15 protein-coding genes are annotated in these 17,763 nt (G+C 39.6%); all 15 read right to left on the bottom strand.

The window, feature by feature from the left end; all coding sequences use genetic code 11:
* Positions 1-4: 4 nt before the first annotated feature.
* The 15 genes from rimP to UN64_RS07250 all read right to left on the bottom strand — a co-directional run bounded on the left by rimP (position 5) and on the right by UN64_RS07250 (position 17,754).
* Positions 5-475, bottom strand: a complete 471-nt coding sequence (rimP, locus tag UN64_RS07180; protein ID WP_066289524.1) for a ribosome maturation factor RimP — start codon at positions 473-475, stop codon at positions 5-7.
* 155 nt (positions 476-630) lie between these two features.
* Positions 631-4,932: a PolC-type DNA polymerase III gene (locus UN64_RS07185; RefSeq protein ID WP_077361228.1), complete on the bottom strand. Its 4,302-nt coding sequence runs from the start codon at positions 4,930-4,932 to the stop codon at positions 631-633.
* A 357-nt stretch (positions 4,933-5,289) separates the two neighbouring features.
* Positions 5,290-6,996 (bottom strand): proline--tRNA ligase, encoded by a 1,707-nt coding sequence (locus tag UN64_RS07190; protein WP_077361230.1) that lies wholly within the window; start codon positions 6,994-6,996, stop codon positions 5,290-5,292.
* 27 nt (positions 6,997-7,023) lie between these two features.
* A complete protein-coding gene (gene rseP / locus UN64_RS07195; RefSeq protein ID WP_077361232.1) occupies positions 7,024-8,286 on the bottom strand; it encodes an RIP metalloprotease RseP in 1,263 nt (420 codons plus the stop codon).
* A gap of 5 nt (positions 8,287-8,291) precedes the next feature.
* On the bottom strand, positions 8,292-9,449 hold the full coding sequence (gene dxr, locus UN64_RS07200; protein ID WP_077361234.1) for a 1-deoxy-D-xylulose-5-phosphate reductoisomerase: 1,158 nt from the start codon (positions 9,447-9,449) through the stop codon (positions 8,292-8,294).
* A 16-nt stretch (positions 9,450-9,465) separates the two neighbouring features.
* Positions 9,466-10,254 (bottom strand): phosphatidate cytidylyltransferase, encoded by a 789-nt coding sequence (locus UN64_RS07205; RefSeq protein WP_077361236.1) that lies wholly within the window; start codon positions 10,252-10,254, stop codon positions 9,466-9,468.
* A 13-nt stretch (positions 10,255-10,267) separates the two neighbouring features.
* Positions 10,268-11,023 (bottom strand): undecaprenyl pyrophosphate synthase, encoded by a 756-nt coding sequence (uppS, locus tag UN64_RS07210; protein ID WP_077361238.1) that lies wholly within the window; start codon positions 11,021-11,023, stop codon positions 10,268-10,270.
* Positions 11,024-11,224: 201 nt separating this feature from the next.
* Positions 11,225-11,782: a ribosome recycling factor gene (gene frr, locus UN64_RS07215; protein ID WP_077361240.1), complete on the bottom strand. Its 558-nt coding sequence runs from the start codon at positions 11,780-11,782 to the stop codon at positions 11,225-11,227.
* The gene (gene pyrH, locus UN64_RS07220; protein ID WP_066240860.1) at positions 11,783-12,508 is read right to left on the bottom strand and encodes a UMP kinase; all 726 of its coding nucleotides are present in this window, start codon (positions 12,506-12,508) and stop codon (positions 11,783-11,785) included.
* A 333-nt stretch (positions 12,509-12,841) separates the two neighbouring features.
* Complete coding sequence (gene tsf, locus UN64_RS07225; RefSeq protein ID WP_077361242.1) at positions 12,842-13,720, bottom strand: translation elongation factor Ts; 879 nt, start codon at positions 13,718-13,720, stop codon at positions 12,842-12,844.
* Positions 13,721-13,978: 258 nt separating this feature from the next.
* The gene (gene rpsB, locus UN64_RS07230) at positions 13,979-14,704 is read right to left on the bottom strand and encodes a 30S ribosomal protein S2 (RefSeq protein WP_077361244.1); all 726 of its coding nucleotides are present in this window, start codon (positions 14,702-14,704) and stop codon (positions 13,979-13,981) included.
* A 159-nt stretch (positions 14,705-14,863) separates the two neighbouring features.
* On the bottom strand, positions 14,864-15,310 hold the full coding sequence (locus UN64_RS07235) for a DUF6115 domain-containing protein (protein ID WP_077361246.1): 447 nt from the start codon (positions 15,308-15,310) through the stop codon (positions 14,864-14,866).
* Positions 15,311-15,320: 10 nt separating this feature from the next.
* Positions 15,321-15,593, bottom strand: coding sequence for a hypothetical protein (locus tag UN64_RS07240; protein ID WP_077361248.1), 273 nt, complete (start codon positions 15,591-15,593; stop codon positions 15,321-15,323).
* Between the two features lie 16 nt (positions 15,594-15,609).
* On the bottom strand, positions 15,610-16,977 hold the full coding sequence (locus UN64_RS07245; protein ID WP_077361250.1) for a flagellar assembly protein A: 1,368 nt from the start codon (positions 16,975-16,977) through the stop codon (positions 15,610-15,612).
* A gap of 12 nt (positions 16,978-16,989) precedes the next feature.
* On the bottom strand, positions 16,990-17,754 hold the full coding sequence (locus tag UN64_RS07250; protein ID WP_077361252.1) for a FliA/WhiG family RNA polymerase sigma factor: 765 nt from the start codon (positions 17,752-17,754) through the stop codon (positions 16,990-16,992).
* Between the last annotated feature and the right edge of the window lie 9 nt (positions 17,755-17,763).

The following is a 17,763-nucleotide window of genomic DNA, read 5'->3' on the forward strand; positions in this document are numbered from 1 at the left end:
TTCATTAAAAAACAACCGCAAGACGAGCGTTTGCCACTTTTTTATATGGCAACTCTACCTTCTTGACTTGGGTTTTTACTTTAATCTCCATAAACAGCGTTTCACCGTCAAAGTCTTTTAAAAGTCCTTCATATACTTTTTCACCATTAATAGGCTCATAAAGTTTTATGTTTACATTTTTGCCAATTGCATTTTTCACATCTTCTGGCTTCTTAAGCGGTCTTTCCACTCCTGGAGAAGATACTTCTAAAAAGTAGGGCTGTTCAATCGGATCAAGTTCATCTAATTTTTCACTTAACTGTTCACTGACGGTTCCGCATTCTTCGATATCAACACCGCCGGTTGAGTCGATATAAACACGGAGGAACCAGTTTTTACCCTCTTTAACAAATTCAACGTCAACAAGTTCAAGTCCTAGTTTTTCAACGATTGGGGTTACAAGCTCGGTCGTGAGCTCTGTAATCTTCTGACTCATTGCTGCCCTCCTTCTGGCTGAATGACCTTAAAACGTAACGAAAGAGTGGGGAGCCCCACTCTTTCGCCGACAGTTATTCATTCAACAGTATTTCCAAAAATACTATACCATAACCAATAAAATACTGCAACTTTCTTCCTGCTCAAACCCTTGTGCTAGAAGAGAGAAAGCTGATTTGCATCGGGCAGTCCTTCCAGACATCCCTGGTCATCTAAATACTCAATAATGGTCTTCGATAATTTTGCACGCTGCTGAAGATCCTCTTTAGATAAGAACTCTCCGTCTTCTCTAGCTTTTACAATATTTAGAGCAGCGTTTGTTCCAAGTCCAGCAATGGAATTGAATGGCGGAATCAGAGTATCCCCTTCTACTAGAAAATCAGTAGCACTTGAGCGGTATAAGTCTATCTTTTGGAATGAAAGACCCCTTTCGCACATCTCAAGCGCAAGTTCCAATACTGTCTGCAAGTTCTTCTCTTTCGTTGAAGCATCAAGACCTTTTGCAGAGATCTCTTCAATTTTTGCACGAAGAGCTTTTGAACCGCGAATCATAGACTCAACGTCAAAGTCATCCGCTCTTACCGTAAAGTATGCTGCATAGAACCAGATTGGATAATGCACTTTAAAATATGCGATCCGCACAGCCATTAATACATAAGCCGCAGCATGGGCTTTCGGGAACATATATTTGATCTTAAGACATGAACCGATATACCAGTCAGGTACATCGTTGTTTTTCATTTCTTCGATCCATTCATCTGGAAGACCTTTACCTTTACGGACGCTCTCCATAATTTTAAAAGCGAGGGATGGCTCCAGTCCTTTGTAGATCAGGTAGACCATGATGTCATCACGGCAGCCGATAACGTCTTTTAAGACACATGTACCATTTGCGATAAGTTCGTTTGCATTATTCAGCCAAACATCGGTACCATGTGACAATCCAGAGATCTGTACGAGTTCTGAGAAAGTGCTTGGCTTTGTTTCTTCTAACATCTGTCTTACAAACTTAGTGCCAAATTCAGGGATTCCTAATGTTCCTGTTTTACACATTATCTGTTCGTCGGTTACCCCAAGCACTTCAGGACCTGAAAAGATTTTCATAACTTCAGGGTCGGAAGCAGGAATTGTTTTAGGATCAATTCCGCTTAAATCTTGAAGCATACGGATCACCGTCGGATCATCGTGTCCTAATATATCCAGCTTGAGCAAGTTATCATGGATAGAATGGAAATCAAAATGTGTTGTCTTCCACTCAGATGAACTGTCATCAGCAGGGAACTGAACTGGACAAAAATCATATATATCCATGTAGTCAGGTACTACAATTATTCCGCCAGGATGCTGTCCAGTGGTTCTTTTTACTCCTGTGCATCCTGACACTAAACGATCTACTTCCGCCGATCGGATTGTGAGATTATTATCACTTGCATACCCTTTTACATAGCCATATGCTGTTTTTTCCGCAACAGTTCCAATCGTACCTGCACGATATACATAATCGACACCGAAAAGCTCTTTCGTATAATTATGTGCTCTTGGCTGATATTCTCCTGAGAAGTTCAAATCGATATCAGGTACTTTATCCCCCTTAAAGCCAAGGAATGTTTCAAAGGGAATGTCCTGTCCGTCTTTAATATATAGAACATTACATTTCGTACATTCTTTATCTGGCAGGTCGAAGCCAGAGCCGACTGATCCATCGTTAAAGAAATGCGACTCTTTGCAGCTTGGGCAAACATAGTGCGGCGGCAGAGGATTAACTTCTGTAATTTCAGTCATAGTAGCAACAAATGAAGATCCTACTGATCCACGTGATCCTACAAGATATCCGTCAATCAATGACTTTTTAACAAGCTTATGCGAAATTAAGTAGATTACTGCAAAACCATGACCGATGATGCTTGTAAGTTCTTTTTCGAGCCTCTTCTCCACTAGTTCAGGAAGGCTTTCTCCGTAGATGCTTCTCGCACGGTTATAACTCATTGACCGGACTTCTTCATCTGCTCCCTCAATTTTTGGAGTATAGAGGTCATCCGGAATCGGCTTAATTTCTGCTATTGAATCTGCTATCTGTCTAGTATTGTGACAAACTACTTTTTCTGCAGTCTCCTCACCCAAAAAAGAGAACAAATTCAGCATTTCATCTGTCGTCCTAAAGTGAACTTCAGGAAGTGTCTGTCTGTTCAGCGGGTTGGCTCCGCCTTGAGATGATATTAGGATTTTCCTGTATATCGCATCTTCCGGGTTCAAATAATGGACATTACCTGTGGCAACCACCGGTTTATCCAATTTCTCACCTAGCTGTACGATATTTGAAAGGATCTCTCTCAGGTTCATCTCATCTGATACAAGCTCTCTTTCGATCAGATGATAATAATTGCTTGGCGGCTGAATTTCTAAATAATCATAAAAGGAAGCAATCTTTTCTACTTCTTCTATCGGTTTTTGCATCATGCCCTCAAAAACTTCGCCTTTATCACATGCGGAGCCTACTAATATCCCTTCACGAAGCTTGCTTAAACGAGACCGCGGAATACGCGGTGTTCTGTAGAAATACGATAAATGAGACTCTGAAACTAGCTTATATAAGTTCTTCAATCCCTCTTGGGTAGCAGCGAGCAGCGTACAATGAAAAGGACGTGAACGCTGGAAACCACCTTGTCCCATATTATCGTTCAGCCTGTCATGATAAAAGATCTCTTTTTCAAAGGTTTCCTTAAGAAGTTTCCATAAAAGATAGCCAGTTGCTTCAGCATCATAGATGGCACGGTGATGCTGTGTAAGTTCAATATCAAACCGTTTACAGAGTGTGTTCAATCTATGATTCTTTAACTGAGGCAGCAAGAACCTGGCAAGTTCTAGTGTGTCGATTACAGGGTTCTTTGCTTCTCCTAAGCCGATCTTGCGCAAACCTTCATTCAGGAAGCCCATATCGAAGCTTGCATTATGCGCAACAAGGATATCATCACCCATAAACGTATAAAAATCTCGAAGGACTTCTTCGATCTCAGGAGCATTCTCCACCATATCATCAGTAATACCTGTTAATTCAATAGTAGTCTGAGACAAAGATTCATGCGGATTCGCGAAAGCTTCAAATCTGTCAACGATCTCCCCACCTCTAATCTTAACTGCTGCAAGTTCAATGATCTTATTATAAACGGCTGACAGACCCGTTGTTTCTACGTCAAACACAACATATGTTTCTTCAGAAAGCTTTCTAGGTGCTTCATTATAAGCAATCGGCACTCCATCATCTACTAGATTCGCTTCGAGCCCGTACAAAATTTTGATATCGTTTTTCTTCCCTGCACTGTATGCTTCAGGGAAGGACTGTACACCTGCATGGTCAGTAATGGCGATCGCTGGATGCCCCCACTTCTTAGCTTGTCCAACCAGCGCAGAAACTGATGATACTGCATCCATTTGACTCATCGGTGTATGCATATGAAGTTCTACACGCTTATTATCTTCTTCAGCAAGATCTTTCCTTGTTTCAGGTTTTATCTCATTTATATCGTTTGCGATCATTACCAGATCTCTGACAAACGTATCATTTTGAATGCCTCCGCGAACCTTTAGCCACATTCCCTTCTGAATACCCTGCAGAATCGGAATATCTTCTTTATCACGTGAGAAAATCTTAATAAGAAGCGAATCTGTATAATCTGTAATCTTAAACGTTAATAGTGTTCTTCCGCTGCGAAGTTCTCTTGTTTCAGAATGAAATACATATCCCTGAATGGTGATCCTTCGTTCTTCATCTTGTATAGTTTGAATCGGGACTGGTTCATCCTTGATCGAATAGCCGATCATAATGTCAGTTCTAGCAGCAGGCGAGTCGGCTCTTTTAGAAGCTTTCTCTTTTTCTACAAGAGCTTCCATAATTTTATGTTCGTCTTCTTGTTTCTTTTGTTCTATAAACTTCTGATAATCTTCTTCAGAGTGATTAATTTCAGTTTTTAAAAGGACAGAATGAAACCCAAACTGTTGGTACATATCTTTTATGATTGGAGATAGCTTTCGATGTACAAGTGCCTCTTCTGCATCATTTCTTACAGTTAGACATAAAAAATTACCTTCCGCTGAAGGTTCTTGTGTTGAAAGCATACTTCCGAGACTCGGACCAGCTGTATTTACGAGCTGTTCTTTGCACAATGGCCAATAAGCAAGCAGTTCTTCAGACTGAAAGCTTTCTGTACATTGTATGGAAAAAGTAACTTTTGCAATATGCTCAAATGTTTGCTGTAAACTTGAACTGAACCAAGCATAGCTGTTAGAAGATAAAGGACGTTTAATTCCAATTAAAAAATGCCAGCTTCTATTCGCCTTATCAATGGTCAGTTTTTCAATCGTTCCACCTAAAAAGCCAGTTTTCATCTCGTCAGGAATTCCAAGTTGTTCTAAAAGAAGCGACAGACGTTCTTGTCTGATTTGCTGATCATTACCGCTCATAAGAACCTCCTTTTTTAAGGGGTTTATTTAACTATTTCATAACTTCGCAGCTTTTGGAAGTGTTGACTTCCGCTCCAGATGCTCGCTTTCCGCGGGGCGGGCGGTGAGCCTCCTGGCGCTTAGCGCCATCAGGAGTCTCACCTGTCCCACTCGTCCCGCAGGACAAGGAAGGCTTCGGCAGCGTTACATCGCACGAAGAAAATGTGATTTTTCATTTTCGAGGAGTCTCGCACCTTGCGCTCCAATCAACTAATCAATGTAGCGTTTTCAATACCAACTCAAAAGCAAAGATCATTAAGAAAAATATATTTCGTTTAAATAGGAAAGGCACCTCATAAAAGAGGCACCTGGATATAATTAAACGAGTTTATCCCATTCACGCTTTAAGACACTCTTCAGTTCTGAAACAGGGACTTCATATGATTCACCGCTTCTGCGGATTTTCATTTCTACAATACCTTCAGCTGCCTTCTTACCTACCATAACACGAATAGGTAAACCGATTAAATCACTGTCTGCAAATTTTACACCGGCACGTTCCGGACGATCATCATATAAACAATCGTACCCTTCACTTTTCAGCTGTTCATACAATTCATCAGAAAGAGCAGATTGTTCGGCATTTTTGCTGTTAACAGCAATTAAGTGAACATCATATGGTGTTAGCGATAAAGGCCAAATTAAGCCATTTTCATCGTTATTTTCTTCTGCTACTGCAGCTAACGTTCTGGAAACTCCGATGCCATAGCAGCCCATTGACATAATCTGATTCTTTCCGTTTTCATCTAAGTATGATGCTTTCATAGGTTCACTATAAACTTTTCCGAGTTTGAATACATGACCTACCTCAATACCTTTTGCAAAAACAATTGCACCTTTTCCATCTGGAGAAATGTCTCCTTCAATTACAAAACGAAGGTCTGCTGTCTGATCGATCTTGAAGTCTCTGTTTGCGTTCGCATTCACAAAATGATAGCCTTCTTCATTAGCACCGCATACAGCATTAGCCATAAGAGGAACAGCTTGATCAGCAATTACCTTTACGTCTGAAACTGAAACTGGTCCGATTGAACCTGGTTTAGTATTAAGCCACTTGAGTGCGTCTTCTTCACTAGCCATGACTACTTCAGAAGCTGATAACTCATTTTTCAATTTAATCTCATTAACTTCATGATCACCGCGTACCAAGACAAGTACTGGCTCCTCATCTGCCATATAGAGAAGAGATTTAATAATTTTTGAAGAAGGAACATTTAAAAATGCTGAAACTTCTTCTATATTCTTGGCTGTCTGTGTTTCTACCTTTTCAAGATCTAACGGACTTTCAGATGATGCTTCTTCCTTTAATACTACAGGAGCCATTTCAATGTTGGCAGCAAAATCTGACTCAGTAGAATAGGCAATTAAATCTTCTCCAATTTCAGATAAAACCATGAATTCATGATTATCTTTGCCGCCGATAGCTCCGGAGTCTGCCAAAACGGCCCGGAAATTTAAGCCGCATCGGCTGAAGATAGCAGAATAAGCGTCTTTCATTGTTTCATAAGTTTCATCCAGACTTTCTTGTTTATCATGAAAGGAATAAGCATCTTTCATAATAAACTCACGCCCGCGCAATAGTCCAAAACGAGGACGTTTTTCATCTCTGAATTTAGTTTGAATCTGATAAAGATTCAATGGAAGCTTTTTGTATGATTTAACTTCGTCACGAATAATGCTTGTAATTACTTCTTCATGTGTAGCACCAAGCGCAAAGTCCCGATCGTGACGATCTTTTAGTCTCATCAGTTCTGGTCCGTAGCTGTACCATCTGCCGCTTTCCTGCCATAGCTCGGCTAGCTGAAGGGCCGGCATCATCATTTCCTGAGAACCGGCACGGTTCATTTCCTCACGTACAATGTTTTCAATTTTATGAAGTACTTTTTTCCCCAGAGGCAAAAATGAATAGATTCCTGCTGCATTTTGTCTGATAAACCCTGCTCTCAAAAGCAGCTGATGACTCTTTACATCTGCATCTGCTGGCACTTCTCTTAGTGTCGGCATAAACAACTGGCTTTGTCTCATATTCTCTACTCCTCAAAAAATCCCTAATTAACTAAGAAATATTTTTTGTATATCATTCCATGTTACTACTAGCATCAGCAGCATTAAGAAAGCAAATCCAATAAAGTGGACCAATCCTTCTTTTTGAGGATCGATCGGCTTCCCTCTAAGTGCTTCAACACCTAAGAAAAGAAGTCTTCCTCCGTCCAATGCAGGCAAAGGCAGAAGGTTAAAAATCCCTAAGTTAATACTTAATATAGCAGCCCATTGCAGCAGCATATAAACACCGGCTTTTGCTGCTTGATCTGTATACTCATAAATACCAAGCGGTCCAGAAAGCTGATCAATACCATGCTGGCCTGTAACAAGCTGGCCGATACCTGTAAAGATCGCAGTGGTCATAAACCATGTTTGTTTCGCACCATACTCCAGTGATCCCACAAATGAAGATTCAGTAAATGGATGAGCTCCAATAAATCCTTCATTCTTGTTGTCAGGTCCCTTTCTTGAACCTAAAGTTACCGGAACAACTTTTTCTTCTCCACCACGATTAATGGTGAACATCAATTTCTCTCCAGGATTTTGCTGAATAACTGAAACAAGTTCTTTCCAGTCATCCATTTTTTCTCCTTGGATCGCTATAATTTTGTCTCCCTCAACTAAACCTGCTTTATCTGCAGCAGCGCCTTCCTGAAGTGTTCCAAGTCTTGATTCATTTGTAGGAATACCTTGCATTAAAGAAAATGCAACAAGAATAATGAACGCAAGCAAGAAGTTCATCGCAGGACCTGCAAAGATCGCAAGCGTTCTTTGCATAATTGTCTTAGATCCAAATTGACGGTTATAAGGAGCGATCTGCATTTCTTGATGATCTGAAACAAATAGAGCATCTTCTTTAACTTTATAAGTAGCTGGTCCGGACTCTTCGTTCTCAAATCCGGTTAAGTATAATTCACGTTCAAGATCTGCTTTTTCGATCGTAATGGTTTTTTGCACCGGGTATTTTTCACGATGATTAACAATTATCTTTTCTACTTCATTTGCATTATTAAAAATTAAACCAACTCTGTGACCTGCCTTCAACTCGATGCCTTCAGGATCTTCCCCAGCCATTCGTACAAATCCTCCAAGAGGCAACAGACGAATCGTATAGACTGTTTCTCCTTTTTTAAAGGCAAACACTTTCGGGCCAAATCCTATTGCAAATTCCCGGCATAGAATACCAGCTCTTTTTGCCAGCAAAAGATGTCCTAGTTCATGAAAGAATATTAAAGCCCCTAAAATGATGATAATGGCTATCACAGTGTTCATTTCCATTACCTGCCTTTGTTTAGTAGTGACTCTACAAAATCACGAGTCCTTTTATCCGTTTCTTGGATAGCATCCAATTCAGGCTTGTTTATATTTTCCGCCTGCAGCATTGCACGTTCAATCATTTCCTCAATTTCCAGGAATGATATTTTTCCGTCTAAAAATAATTCCACTGCTTTTTCATTTGCAGCATTTAATACAGTTGGCATTAAGCCGCCCATGTTTCCTGCTTCAAATGCTAACTTCAAACATCTGAAACGGTCGTAATCCATCTTCTGAAAATGGAGTTTGCCGGCTTCCCATAAGTTTAACCTTTTCCCATTTACTAATTCAAGTCTTTCAGGGTGTGTAAGAGCATACTGAATCGGCACACGCATATCAGGTTGTCCAAGATGTGCGATCACGCTTGTATCAACAAACTCTACCATAGAGTGTATGATACTCTCCTTATGTAAAATGACGTCTATTTTCGAATAATCAAAGGAAAATAGCCAATGAGCTTCAATTACTTCTAGTCCCTTGTTCATCATTGTCGCTGAATCAATGGTAATCTTAGCTCCCATCGACCAGTTTGGATGATTCAAAGCCTCTTTAACGGTAACGTTTTTCAGCTCATCACGTGTTTTATCTCTAAAACTCCCGCCAGATGCCGTGAGAATCAATTTTTCTACGCGGTTTATATCTTCACCATTCAGACACTGGTATATAGCAGAATGCTCTGAGTCTACAGGCAAAATGGCAATATTGTGCTTTTTAGCTTTTTCCATTACAAGATGACCAGCAGTAACGAGAGTCTCCTTATTCGCCAAAGCAATCGTCTTATTAGCTTCAATGGCTTTTAAGGTGGGCAATAGTCCGACACTGCCTATAACAGAGTTAACGACTACAGTTGATTTAGTAGAAACCGCAGCTTCTATTAGTCCTTCCATCCCATGAACAACCTTTGTTGAGTTGTCTACTCGCTCCTTTAGTGTCTGAGCATCAGCTTCGTTCTGTACCGCACAGATTTCAGGTTTGAATGTCCGGATGATTTCTTCAGCTGCCTCAATATTTTTCCCGACTGACATTGAACTTAATCGAAATTGTTCTGGATGGGAAGCAATAACATCAAGAGTCTGTTTACCGATTGACCCTGTTGCACCTAATAAACTAACAAACTTCATATGATCCCCCTTAATGTTATCCTAACAAGTGGAGTACGTGCAGCAAAGGGAATACAAACAATGCACTGTCCAGTCTGTCCAAGATTCCCCCATGTCCTGGCAGAAGGCTGCCCGAATCTTTTACATCATATATTCTTTTAAACGCAGATTCAGCCAAGTCTCCAATCTGACCAAAGACTCCGACTAATACAGAAATAATTAGTATTGGTAAAAGAGACAGATCAACAAAACTTGCAGCATAATAGATAATTGCTACTAAAATACTGAAGAATATGCCGCCAACCGCCCCTTCTATCGTTTTGTTTGGTGAAATAATAGGCCACAGCTTTCGTTTCCCCATTGATTTCCCTACGAAATAAGCACCAGAATCCGTTGCCCAAATCATAAATAGAATAAAGAACAACAACTCGACACCATTTTCTAATATTCTAGTTTCAACTAAATAGAAAAAACCAAATCCTACATAAAGCGAACTAAACAAAACGAATGAAATATCATTATATTCCGTTTTGTTTTTATGAATGACCGTTACAACTAATAGCAACAGCACTGCAAGTATAATTGCATCTGTTTTAGTAAATGGCTCAATCGCTTTCATCCATTGTTCGGGCAAAGCAATTACGATCGTCAATAAATAGCTGATCAACCCGATAAATGTCCGTTCCATTCTCTTCATTCGCAACAGTTCGTACATGCCGATTCCTGCAAGTAAAAGGATTAATAATGAGAATGGCCAGCTGCCGTAAAGGGTAATCCCAATAAATAAAACGGCTGCGATTACACCTGTAATAATCCGTTGTTTCATAAGTCCTCCTTAATCAAACCCCGCCAAATCTTCTGCCTCGCTGAGCAAACTGTGACACAGCTTCTCGCAAATGATCTTCTGAAAAATCTGGCCAATAAACTTCAGTAAACCAGAATTCCGAATAAGCCAGCTGCCAAAGCATAAAGTTGCTTAAGCGTACTTCACCACTCGTACGGATTAGTAGATCTGGATCACTAAGTCCTTGCGTCATTAGATGATTTTCAATAGTAGATTCATTAATATGAGAGGGATCAAGCGTTCCATTTTTAATTTCCTTCCCAATCGCTTTAACTGCAGCGGTGATTTCATCTCTGCTTCCATAATTTAAAGCAAAGTTCAAAATTAGCCCTGTATTGCTTTCGGTTTGGCTGATTGCTTGATCGACTGCCTTTACAGTATGCATTGGCAGCAATTCTTTTTTACCCATTATTCTCACTTGTACATTCTCTTTAATCAAATCTGGCAAAAACGTGTTCAGAAATTCACCGGGAAGCTTCATAAGGAAGTCCACTTCCTCACGAGGTCTTTTCCAGTTCTCAGTTGAAAAAGCATATAGGGTAAGGACTTTAATTCCGATTCTATTCGCTTCTTTTACGATTTTCCTGACGGTTTTCATGCCTTCATGATGGCCTGCGATTCGCGGCAATGCTCTTTTTCTAGCCCAGCGGCCATTTCCATCCATTATTATTGCTACATGTGATGGAATATTTGTGTAAAGATCCCATTTCTGTTCATGACTTTTTTTTCTAAAGAAAAGCTTGTCAAGCATGTATAAGCCTCCATCTTTCCAGACTTCATAAAGAAACCAGCGGCTATTTAAATAAAAGCATTCTGCCGGGTCAGGATCTCTTTAATGCTGAAATCAACAACTAGCCAGGAATCATTTATTCCTGCCGCTGCGTTGATATAGTCTAATAAAAAAGCCCCCTTTATAGAGGGCTTTTTTTATTTAATTGTACATGGAAAAGCTTTATACTTCCATGATTTCTTTTTCTTTATTTGAACTTACAGAGTCAACCTCAGCTGTATACTTGTCAGTAAGCTTTTGAACGTCATCGTTGTAGCGGCGAAGTTCATCTTCAGTGATCTCTGCTTCTTTTTCAAGCTTCTTTAAATCATCGTTTGCATCACGGCGAATGTTGCGAAGTGCAACTTTTGCTTCTTCTGCAAACTTCTTAACTAGTTTAACTAATTCTTTTCTTCTTTCTTCAGTAAGCGCCGGAATAGCAATACGAATCACTTGACCATCGTTTGAAGGAGTAAGACCAAGATCAGACTTTAAGATCGCCTTTTCGATATCACCCATTGCAGTTTTATCATAAGGCTGGATCACTAACAGTCTTGCTTCTGGAGTAGTCACACCCGCTAATTGATTGATCGGAGTTGGTGTACCATAATAATCAACTTGAACTCTGTCTAATAATGAAGGATTTGCTCTTCCTGCACGAAGCGTAGAGTATTCACGTCTTAATGCTCCGATTGCTTTTTGCATCTTTTCTTCAGCTTGAGTTAAAACTTCTTTAGCCATTTAGTTTTTCCCCCTTATTACCGTTCCAATTTTTTCACCAGCGACAGCACGTTTAATGTTTCCTTCTTCCATGATCGAGAATACAACTAAAGGAATATCATTATCCATACATAAAGAAGAAGCTGTTGTATCCATCACGGCTAATCCGTCTTTTAACAAGTCAAGATATGATAACGTTGTATATTTAACTGCATTTTCATCTAGTTTTGGATCAGCTGAATAAACACCATCAACATTATTCTTAGCCATTAAAATAACTTCTGCTTCGATCTCAGCCGCTCTAAGTGCTGCAGTAGTATCTGTAGAGAAATAAGGATTCCCCGTTCCAGCTGCAAAAATAACTACTCGCTTTTTTTCAAGGTGACGAATGGCTTTTCTTCTGATATAAGGTTCAGCAACCTGTCGCATTTCAATTGATGTCTGTACTCTTGTTTGAACCCCGATATTTTCAAGACTGTCTTGAAGAGCCAATGAATTCATCACAGTAGCAAGCATGCCCATGTAATCTGCAGATGCACGGTCCATGCCCATCTCGCTGCCTGTTTTACCGCGCCATAGGTTTCCACCACCTACAACTACAGCAACTTCTACATCTAATTCTACAATTTCTTTCACTTGCTCAGCTATGGATTGAACAATCTTTGGATCGATTCCAGATGTTTGTTCACCAGCTAGCGCTTCTCCGCTAAGTTTCAAGACAACTCGTTTATATTTTGAAGTAGTCATTTGTCCCTCCATCACCTAAAAAATGTATTTACTTGGTTTTTAAGGCTATTTTGTATAATGTTTCGTTTCTCTTGAAAGTGTTGATTTCCGTTTCAGGTGCTCGCTTTCCGGGGGGCGTGCGGTGAGCCTCTTAGCGCTTTGCGCAGTTAAGAGTCTCACCTGTCCCGCTGATCCCCCAGGAGTCTCGCACCTTACACTCCAATCAACTAGTCAATGATGTCTTTTAAAAACAAGCTTAAGCAACAACCTTTTAAAGTAGAGTTATTAAAAACCCAGGTTATTTCTGTAAAAAAAGAGGAACACAACGTGCTCCCCTCTTTTTAATCCTTGTGCTTACTTTTTCACTTGAGACATAACTTCTTCAGCAAAGTTGTCTTCACGCTTTTCAAGACCTTCTCCAACTTCAAAACGTACGAAGGCTTTAACAGTAGCACCTTTGGAAGCTACATATTTACCTACTTTTTGATCTGGATCTTTAATAAAAGACTGATCGTTTAAGCAGATATCTTCGAAGTATTTACCAAGACGTCCTTCAACCATTTTAGCAACGATGTTTTCAGGCTTTCCTTCGTTAAGAGCTTGCTCAGTCAACACTTTGCGCTCGCGAGAAACTTCTTCTTCGCTAACTTCATCACGAGAGATATACTTAGGGTTTACAGCTGCTACGTGCATTGCTACGTCTTTAGCAACTTCTTCGTCAGTCGTTCCTTCAACTACAGAAAGAACACCGATTCGTCCACCCATGTGCAAGTATGCACCAAATGCTGCGTTTTCACCTTTTTTCAAGATTTCAAAACGGCGAAGGGTAATCTTCTCACCAATTTTAGCGATTGCACTGTTAATATAGTCATTAACTGTAGTGCCGTTGTAATCAGAAGCTAATGCATCCTCAACAGAAGCAGGCTCTGTAGCTAGTAAGTGGTTACCTAATTCAGAGATAAGGTTCTTGAAGTTTTCGTTCTTAGCAACGAAATCCGTTTCAGAGTTTACTTCTAGAATAACCGCTTTGTCACCGTCAACGATAACAGAAGTTAAACCTTCTGCTGCAATACGATCGGCTTTTTTAGCTGCTTTAGCGATTCCTTTTTCACGAAGGTAGTCTACCGCTGCTTCCATGTTTCCATCAGTTTCAGTTAGTGCTTTTTTACAATCCATCATACCTGCGCCAGTCTTTTCACGCAATTCTTTAACCATTTGAGCTGTAATAGCCATGTGTTTTGCCTCCTTGTGTGATATGTAGTGCTTTTTAAACATTAGGCTGTTTTAACAAGTTGCTTTTGAAAGTAGTTGATTTCCGTTACAGAATGCTCGCTTTCCGCGGGGCGTGCGGTGATCCCGCTGGAGTCTCGCATCTTGCACTCAAATCAACTTGTCAACGAAGAGAAAATGACCTAAGCAACAAGCTTTTACATTAAAAAGGGTGATAAAGGGTCATCCCCTCTACCACCCTTGAGCATTCCATTAAATTAATTAAGCAGTTGTTTCTTCTTCAGCTGCTTCTGCTGTTTCTTCTCCGCCTTGGTTAGCTTCGATGATAGCATCAGCCATTTTTCCAGTTAGAAGTTTAACTGCACGGATAGCATCGTCGTTACCAGGAATAACGTGATCTACTTCATCCGGGTCACAGTTAGTATCAACAATAGCGATGATCGGAATGTTTAATTTACGAGCTTCAGCAATCGCAATACGCTCTTTACGAGGGTCAACTACGAATAATGCATCAGGAAGCTTGTTCATTTCTTTAATTCCGCCTAAGAACTTTTCAAGACGTTCCATTTCTTTTTTAAGAAGGATTACTTCTTTCTTAGGAAGAACATCAAAAGTACCGTCTTCCTGCATTCTTTCAAGATCCTTCAAGCGGTTGATACGCTTGCGGATTGTACCGAAGTTTGTTAAAGTTCCACCCAACCAGCGTTGGTTGATGTAGTACATGTCAGAACGTTCAGCTTCTTCCTTCACTGAATCTTGAGCTTGCTTTTTAGTACCAACGAAAAGAATCTTTCCGCCGTCTGCTGCGATGTTACGCATAACATTGTAGCATTCTTCTACTTTCTTTACCGTCTTTTGAAGATCGATAATGTAGATACCGTTTCTTTCTGTGAAAATGTAACGAGACATTTTCGGATTCCAACGGCGAGTCTGATGACCAAAGTGTACACCAGCTTCTAACAATTGTTTCATTGAAATTACTGCCATAATGGCACCTCCTAGGTTTTTTCCCTCCGTTTGTTTCACCTTTGAACAATAACTGCATTTATTGCAGCACCACATTGTTCAAATCCGCAAACGTGTGTGATTAACACCGAGAAATAATATAACATATTTCGCGTTAATTCTGCAAGTCATTTTGGCATGTTAAGCATAAAATTTTAAAAGCAGCTCAACTTCACCTTTTCCCCTATTCAGCATTTTAGCTATTTGTTCTGCATTATAACCTTGCTTTGCTAAAATAATCACCTTATTTGTATCAGTTTTTGTTTCTGACTGATTATGTACTTCATCAATTTGATCATTATTTTCATTCTTTAATGCCATACTGTTAATAGCTTCAATTCCTATTTCATTTGTTTTTTCTTGAATTTCACGTTTATCCTGCTCATTTTTGCTGCTAAAGTCAGAGATTAGTTTGTAGAGCTGCTCATTCTCGTATCGCATCTCCTGTGAAAAAAGCTCCAGCATCTCTTCAATATGATCAGTTGATTCAGCGTTTTTATGATTCTCATCAAGCTTTTTCCAAAGTAAATATATTAAATAAATACAGACAACATTTAATAATAGACTAATAAATATAATACCGTTCACAGCTTTTCACCTATCCTGAATAATCAATTTCCTGCCCTTTAAACGGATGCTTTGCATACATCGGGGTTGATTTACTTGTTTGATGTTCCCCCGTGTGCAAAACACTATTCTCTGTTCGTTCTTTTGCAGAGACCCTTCTGGATTCAGTTAATTGTTTTTTACGATCTTGTTCTAAAAGTTGAGCTTGGTGAATCATGCCTCTTTGCGCTAAATCAGAAGCGGCTTTTCCAGCATCCATAGTTCGCGGGATTGCTACTTGAAGTTCTATTAATTTCAAGCTCATATTCAACACCCGTTCTTTATAAGGAATTAATAATTATTTCTTTCTCTTCCATATAAACTTTCGCTGATTGAAATGGAGACTGAACTCTTCGTTTATATTTCCCCATACTAATTTCTACATTTGGATGCAATGTTCCTTTAATTATGACATAAGACGATTTACTGTGATCTTTTATAGCAAAGTTATTTTTCTCTATATAAAGGTCTGATAATTTTGCAGAAGTTTGATTGATCGTATTGTCTATTTTACCGACCGTTGCCTGATCTATTCTATTACTATTTCCTGCTTGTCTGATCAAAGCATCTTTTAGCTGCTGCAGCTTTTCAAGGTTAGTCTGCAATTCATTTATTTTTTCATCATCAATAAATACTTGATTGAGTTGCGGTTCCTGCAATTTCATATATATCAACGTTTTTGAATACGTTTCATTTCCAATTTCATTAGCAGTTATCATGTTCTGGGCGATACATGTACCACCTGCTATGTTCCCTTTTCCGTTTACACAAATGATGCTTTTTCCTGCTTCACAGTAACTGTGCAAAATAGATTGGACAGCTTCAATATTTTCGCCTGCCATTATGTTCCCTTGATTAATATACAGACTAGTGAAGTTTCCTCCGCAGCGTATTGATCCTTTTCCCTGACCGAGTACCCCGCCGCCCACGACAATATTGCCGCCAGCTGTAACTTCTGCTGCCTCAACTAATCCTTCTATCCTCACATCACCTTGTGCATTAATTTTGAAGCCCGACGGTACATCACCTGTAACATGAACATTTCCAACAAAATCAATGTGTCCCGTTTTCAATGACAGATCTCCGTCCACTTTATAAACGGGAAAAACATTCACACAGTTTGATCTATAACTCACTTCACCGCTCGCGGCTGCATAAACTCCTAAATTGTCTTCATTAAAAACGGTATTCTCCCCATTTTTAACTTTTAAGTCTTTTCCTCTTTTGGCTGGAATAGTTTCACCAAAAACAGTAATCCCGGGTGTACCATCAGAAGCTTTTCGTTTCCGCGCAATCAGCTGTCCAAATGAAACAGTTGGAATTGTGAAAAGACGCTTAAAATCAACCTTCGCATTTTCTGAATCATTTATAGATGATTCCGCCTCTGCAGCAGGAATCAACATGGCAGGTTTACCATGAACAGGAAGTATTCCTTTTGCAATCTCCAATGGAAAGTATACGGTCTCGATATTTCCTGCAATCTCATGAATGATCTCACTCTTCAAACCGTGCTTAATTTTCTTTGATTTAATCCAGGCGGCTAGACGATCATAGGTTACTTCTTCAGGATTAATTTCAACGTCGCTCTTTTTTACTAAAATCGCTATCGTATCTTTTTCTAAAAATTTTATAGTGAACCACTGATCCATTACTCTAACCCCTTACATGTATCGTTGTAGAACCTGCCTGATTCTAAAAAGTGCTTTTGAATGAATTTGAGAAATTCTTGATGTAGATAAACCAAGCACTTGTCCAATTTCAGTCAGAGTTAACTCCTCAAAGTAAAACAAACTTACAACAAGTTGCTCTTTTTCAGATAGTTCTTTTATAACGAGAGCAAGTTCACCGTGAAGTTCTTCCTGAAGCAAACTATTTTCAGGAGTTATTGCTTTTTTATCTTCTATTGTATAACTTACTTTTTCCCTGCTCTCAGTTTCCTTGTTTTCTTCATCAATGGATAATACATTAGCCATGAAACTTTCGGACATTACGGTTGTAACATCATTCTCTGAGAGACCGAGCTCATCTGCAACTTCTTTCGCACTTACAGAACGAAGATTCTCTTGTTCTAGTTTTTCTATTGCAGCTTCTACTTTTTTTGTTTTCTCCCGAAGACTGCGTGGCAGCCAATCTTCTCTTCGAAGACCATCTAATATTGCTCCCCGGATTCGAAAGGAAGCATAAGTATCAAATTTCAGATCACGCTCTGGCTCGAATTTCTTTAGAGCATCATACAAACCGAGCATCCCGAGGGACCGGAGTTCATCTTTATTGACGCTTTTTGGCAGTCCAACCGATATTCTTTGAACATGATAATTAACAAGAGGCAGATAGGCACGAAGCAATTCGTCACCTGCTTCTCGATCACGGCTAGTATTCCACTTTTCCCAGCAAGTTTGTTCTTCTACTAAAGATGACTCCGTCATGGTAATCCT

It is taken from the genome of Fictibacillus arsenicus (assembly GCF_001999465.1).
Classification (GTDB): domain Bacteria; phylum Bacillota; class Bacilli; order Bacillales; family Fictibacillaceae; genus Fictibacillus; species Fictibacillus arsenicus.

Coding starts and splice junctions, on each gene's coding strand:
- rimP (WP_066289524.1), bottom strand. CDS start 475: ATGAGTCAGAAGATTACAGAGCTCACGACCGAGCTTGTAACCCCAATC.
- UN64_RS07185 (WP_077361228.1), bottom strand. CDS start 4,932: ATGAGCGGTAATGATCAGCAAATCAGACAAGAACGTCTGTCGCTTCTT.
- UN64_RS07190 (WP_077361230.1), bottom strand. CDS start 6,996: ATGAGACAAAGCCAGTTGTTTATGCCGACACTAAGAGAAGTGCCAGCA.
- rseP (WP_077361232.1), bottom strand. CDS start 8,286: ATGAACACTGTGATAGCCATTATCATCATTTTAGGGGCTTTAATATTC.
- dxr (WP_077361234.1), bottom strand. CDS start 9,449: ATGAAGTTTGTTAGTTTATTAGGTGCAACAGGGTCAATCGGTAAACAG.
- UN64_RS07205 (WP_077361236.1), bottom strand. CDS start 10,254: ATGAAACAACGGATTATTACAGGTGTAATCGCAGCCGTTTTATTTATT.
- uppS (WP_077361238.1), bottom strand. CDS start 11,023: ATGCTTGACAAGCTTTTCTTTAGAAAAAAAAGTCATGAACAGAAATGG.
- frr (WP_077361240.1), bottom strand. CDS start 11,782: ATGGCTAAAGAAGTTTTAACTCAAGCTGAAGAAAAGATGCAAAAAGCA.
- pyrH (WP_066240860.1), bottom strand. CDS start 12,508: ATGACTACTTCAAAATATAAACGAGTTGTCTTGAAACTTAGCGGAGAA.
- tsf (WP_077361242.1), bottom strand. CDS start 13,720: ATGGCTATTACAGCTCAAATGGTTAAAGAATTGCGTGAAAAGACTGGC.
- rpsB (WP_077361244.1), bottom strand. CDS start 14,704: ATGGCAGTAATTTCAATGAAACAATTGTTAGAAGCTGGTGTACACTTT.
- UN64_RS07240 (WP_077361248.1), bottom strand. CDS start 15,593: ATGAGCTTGAAATTAATAGAACTTCAAGTAGCAATCCCGCGAACTATG.
- UN64_RS07245 (WP_077361250.1), bottom strand. CDS start 16,977: ATGGATCAGTGGTTCACTATAAAATTTTTAGAAAAAGATACGATAGCG.
- UN64_RS07250 (WP_077361252.1), bottom strand. CDS start 17,754: ATGACGGAGTCATCTTTAGTAGAAGAACAAACTTGCTGGGAAAAGTGG.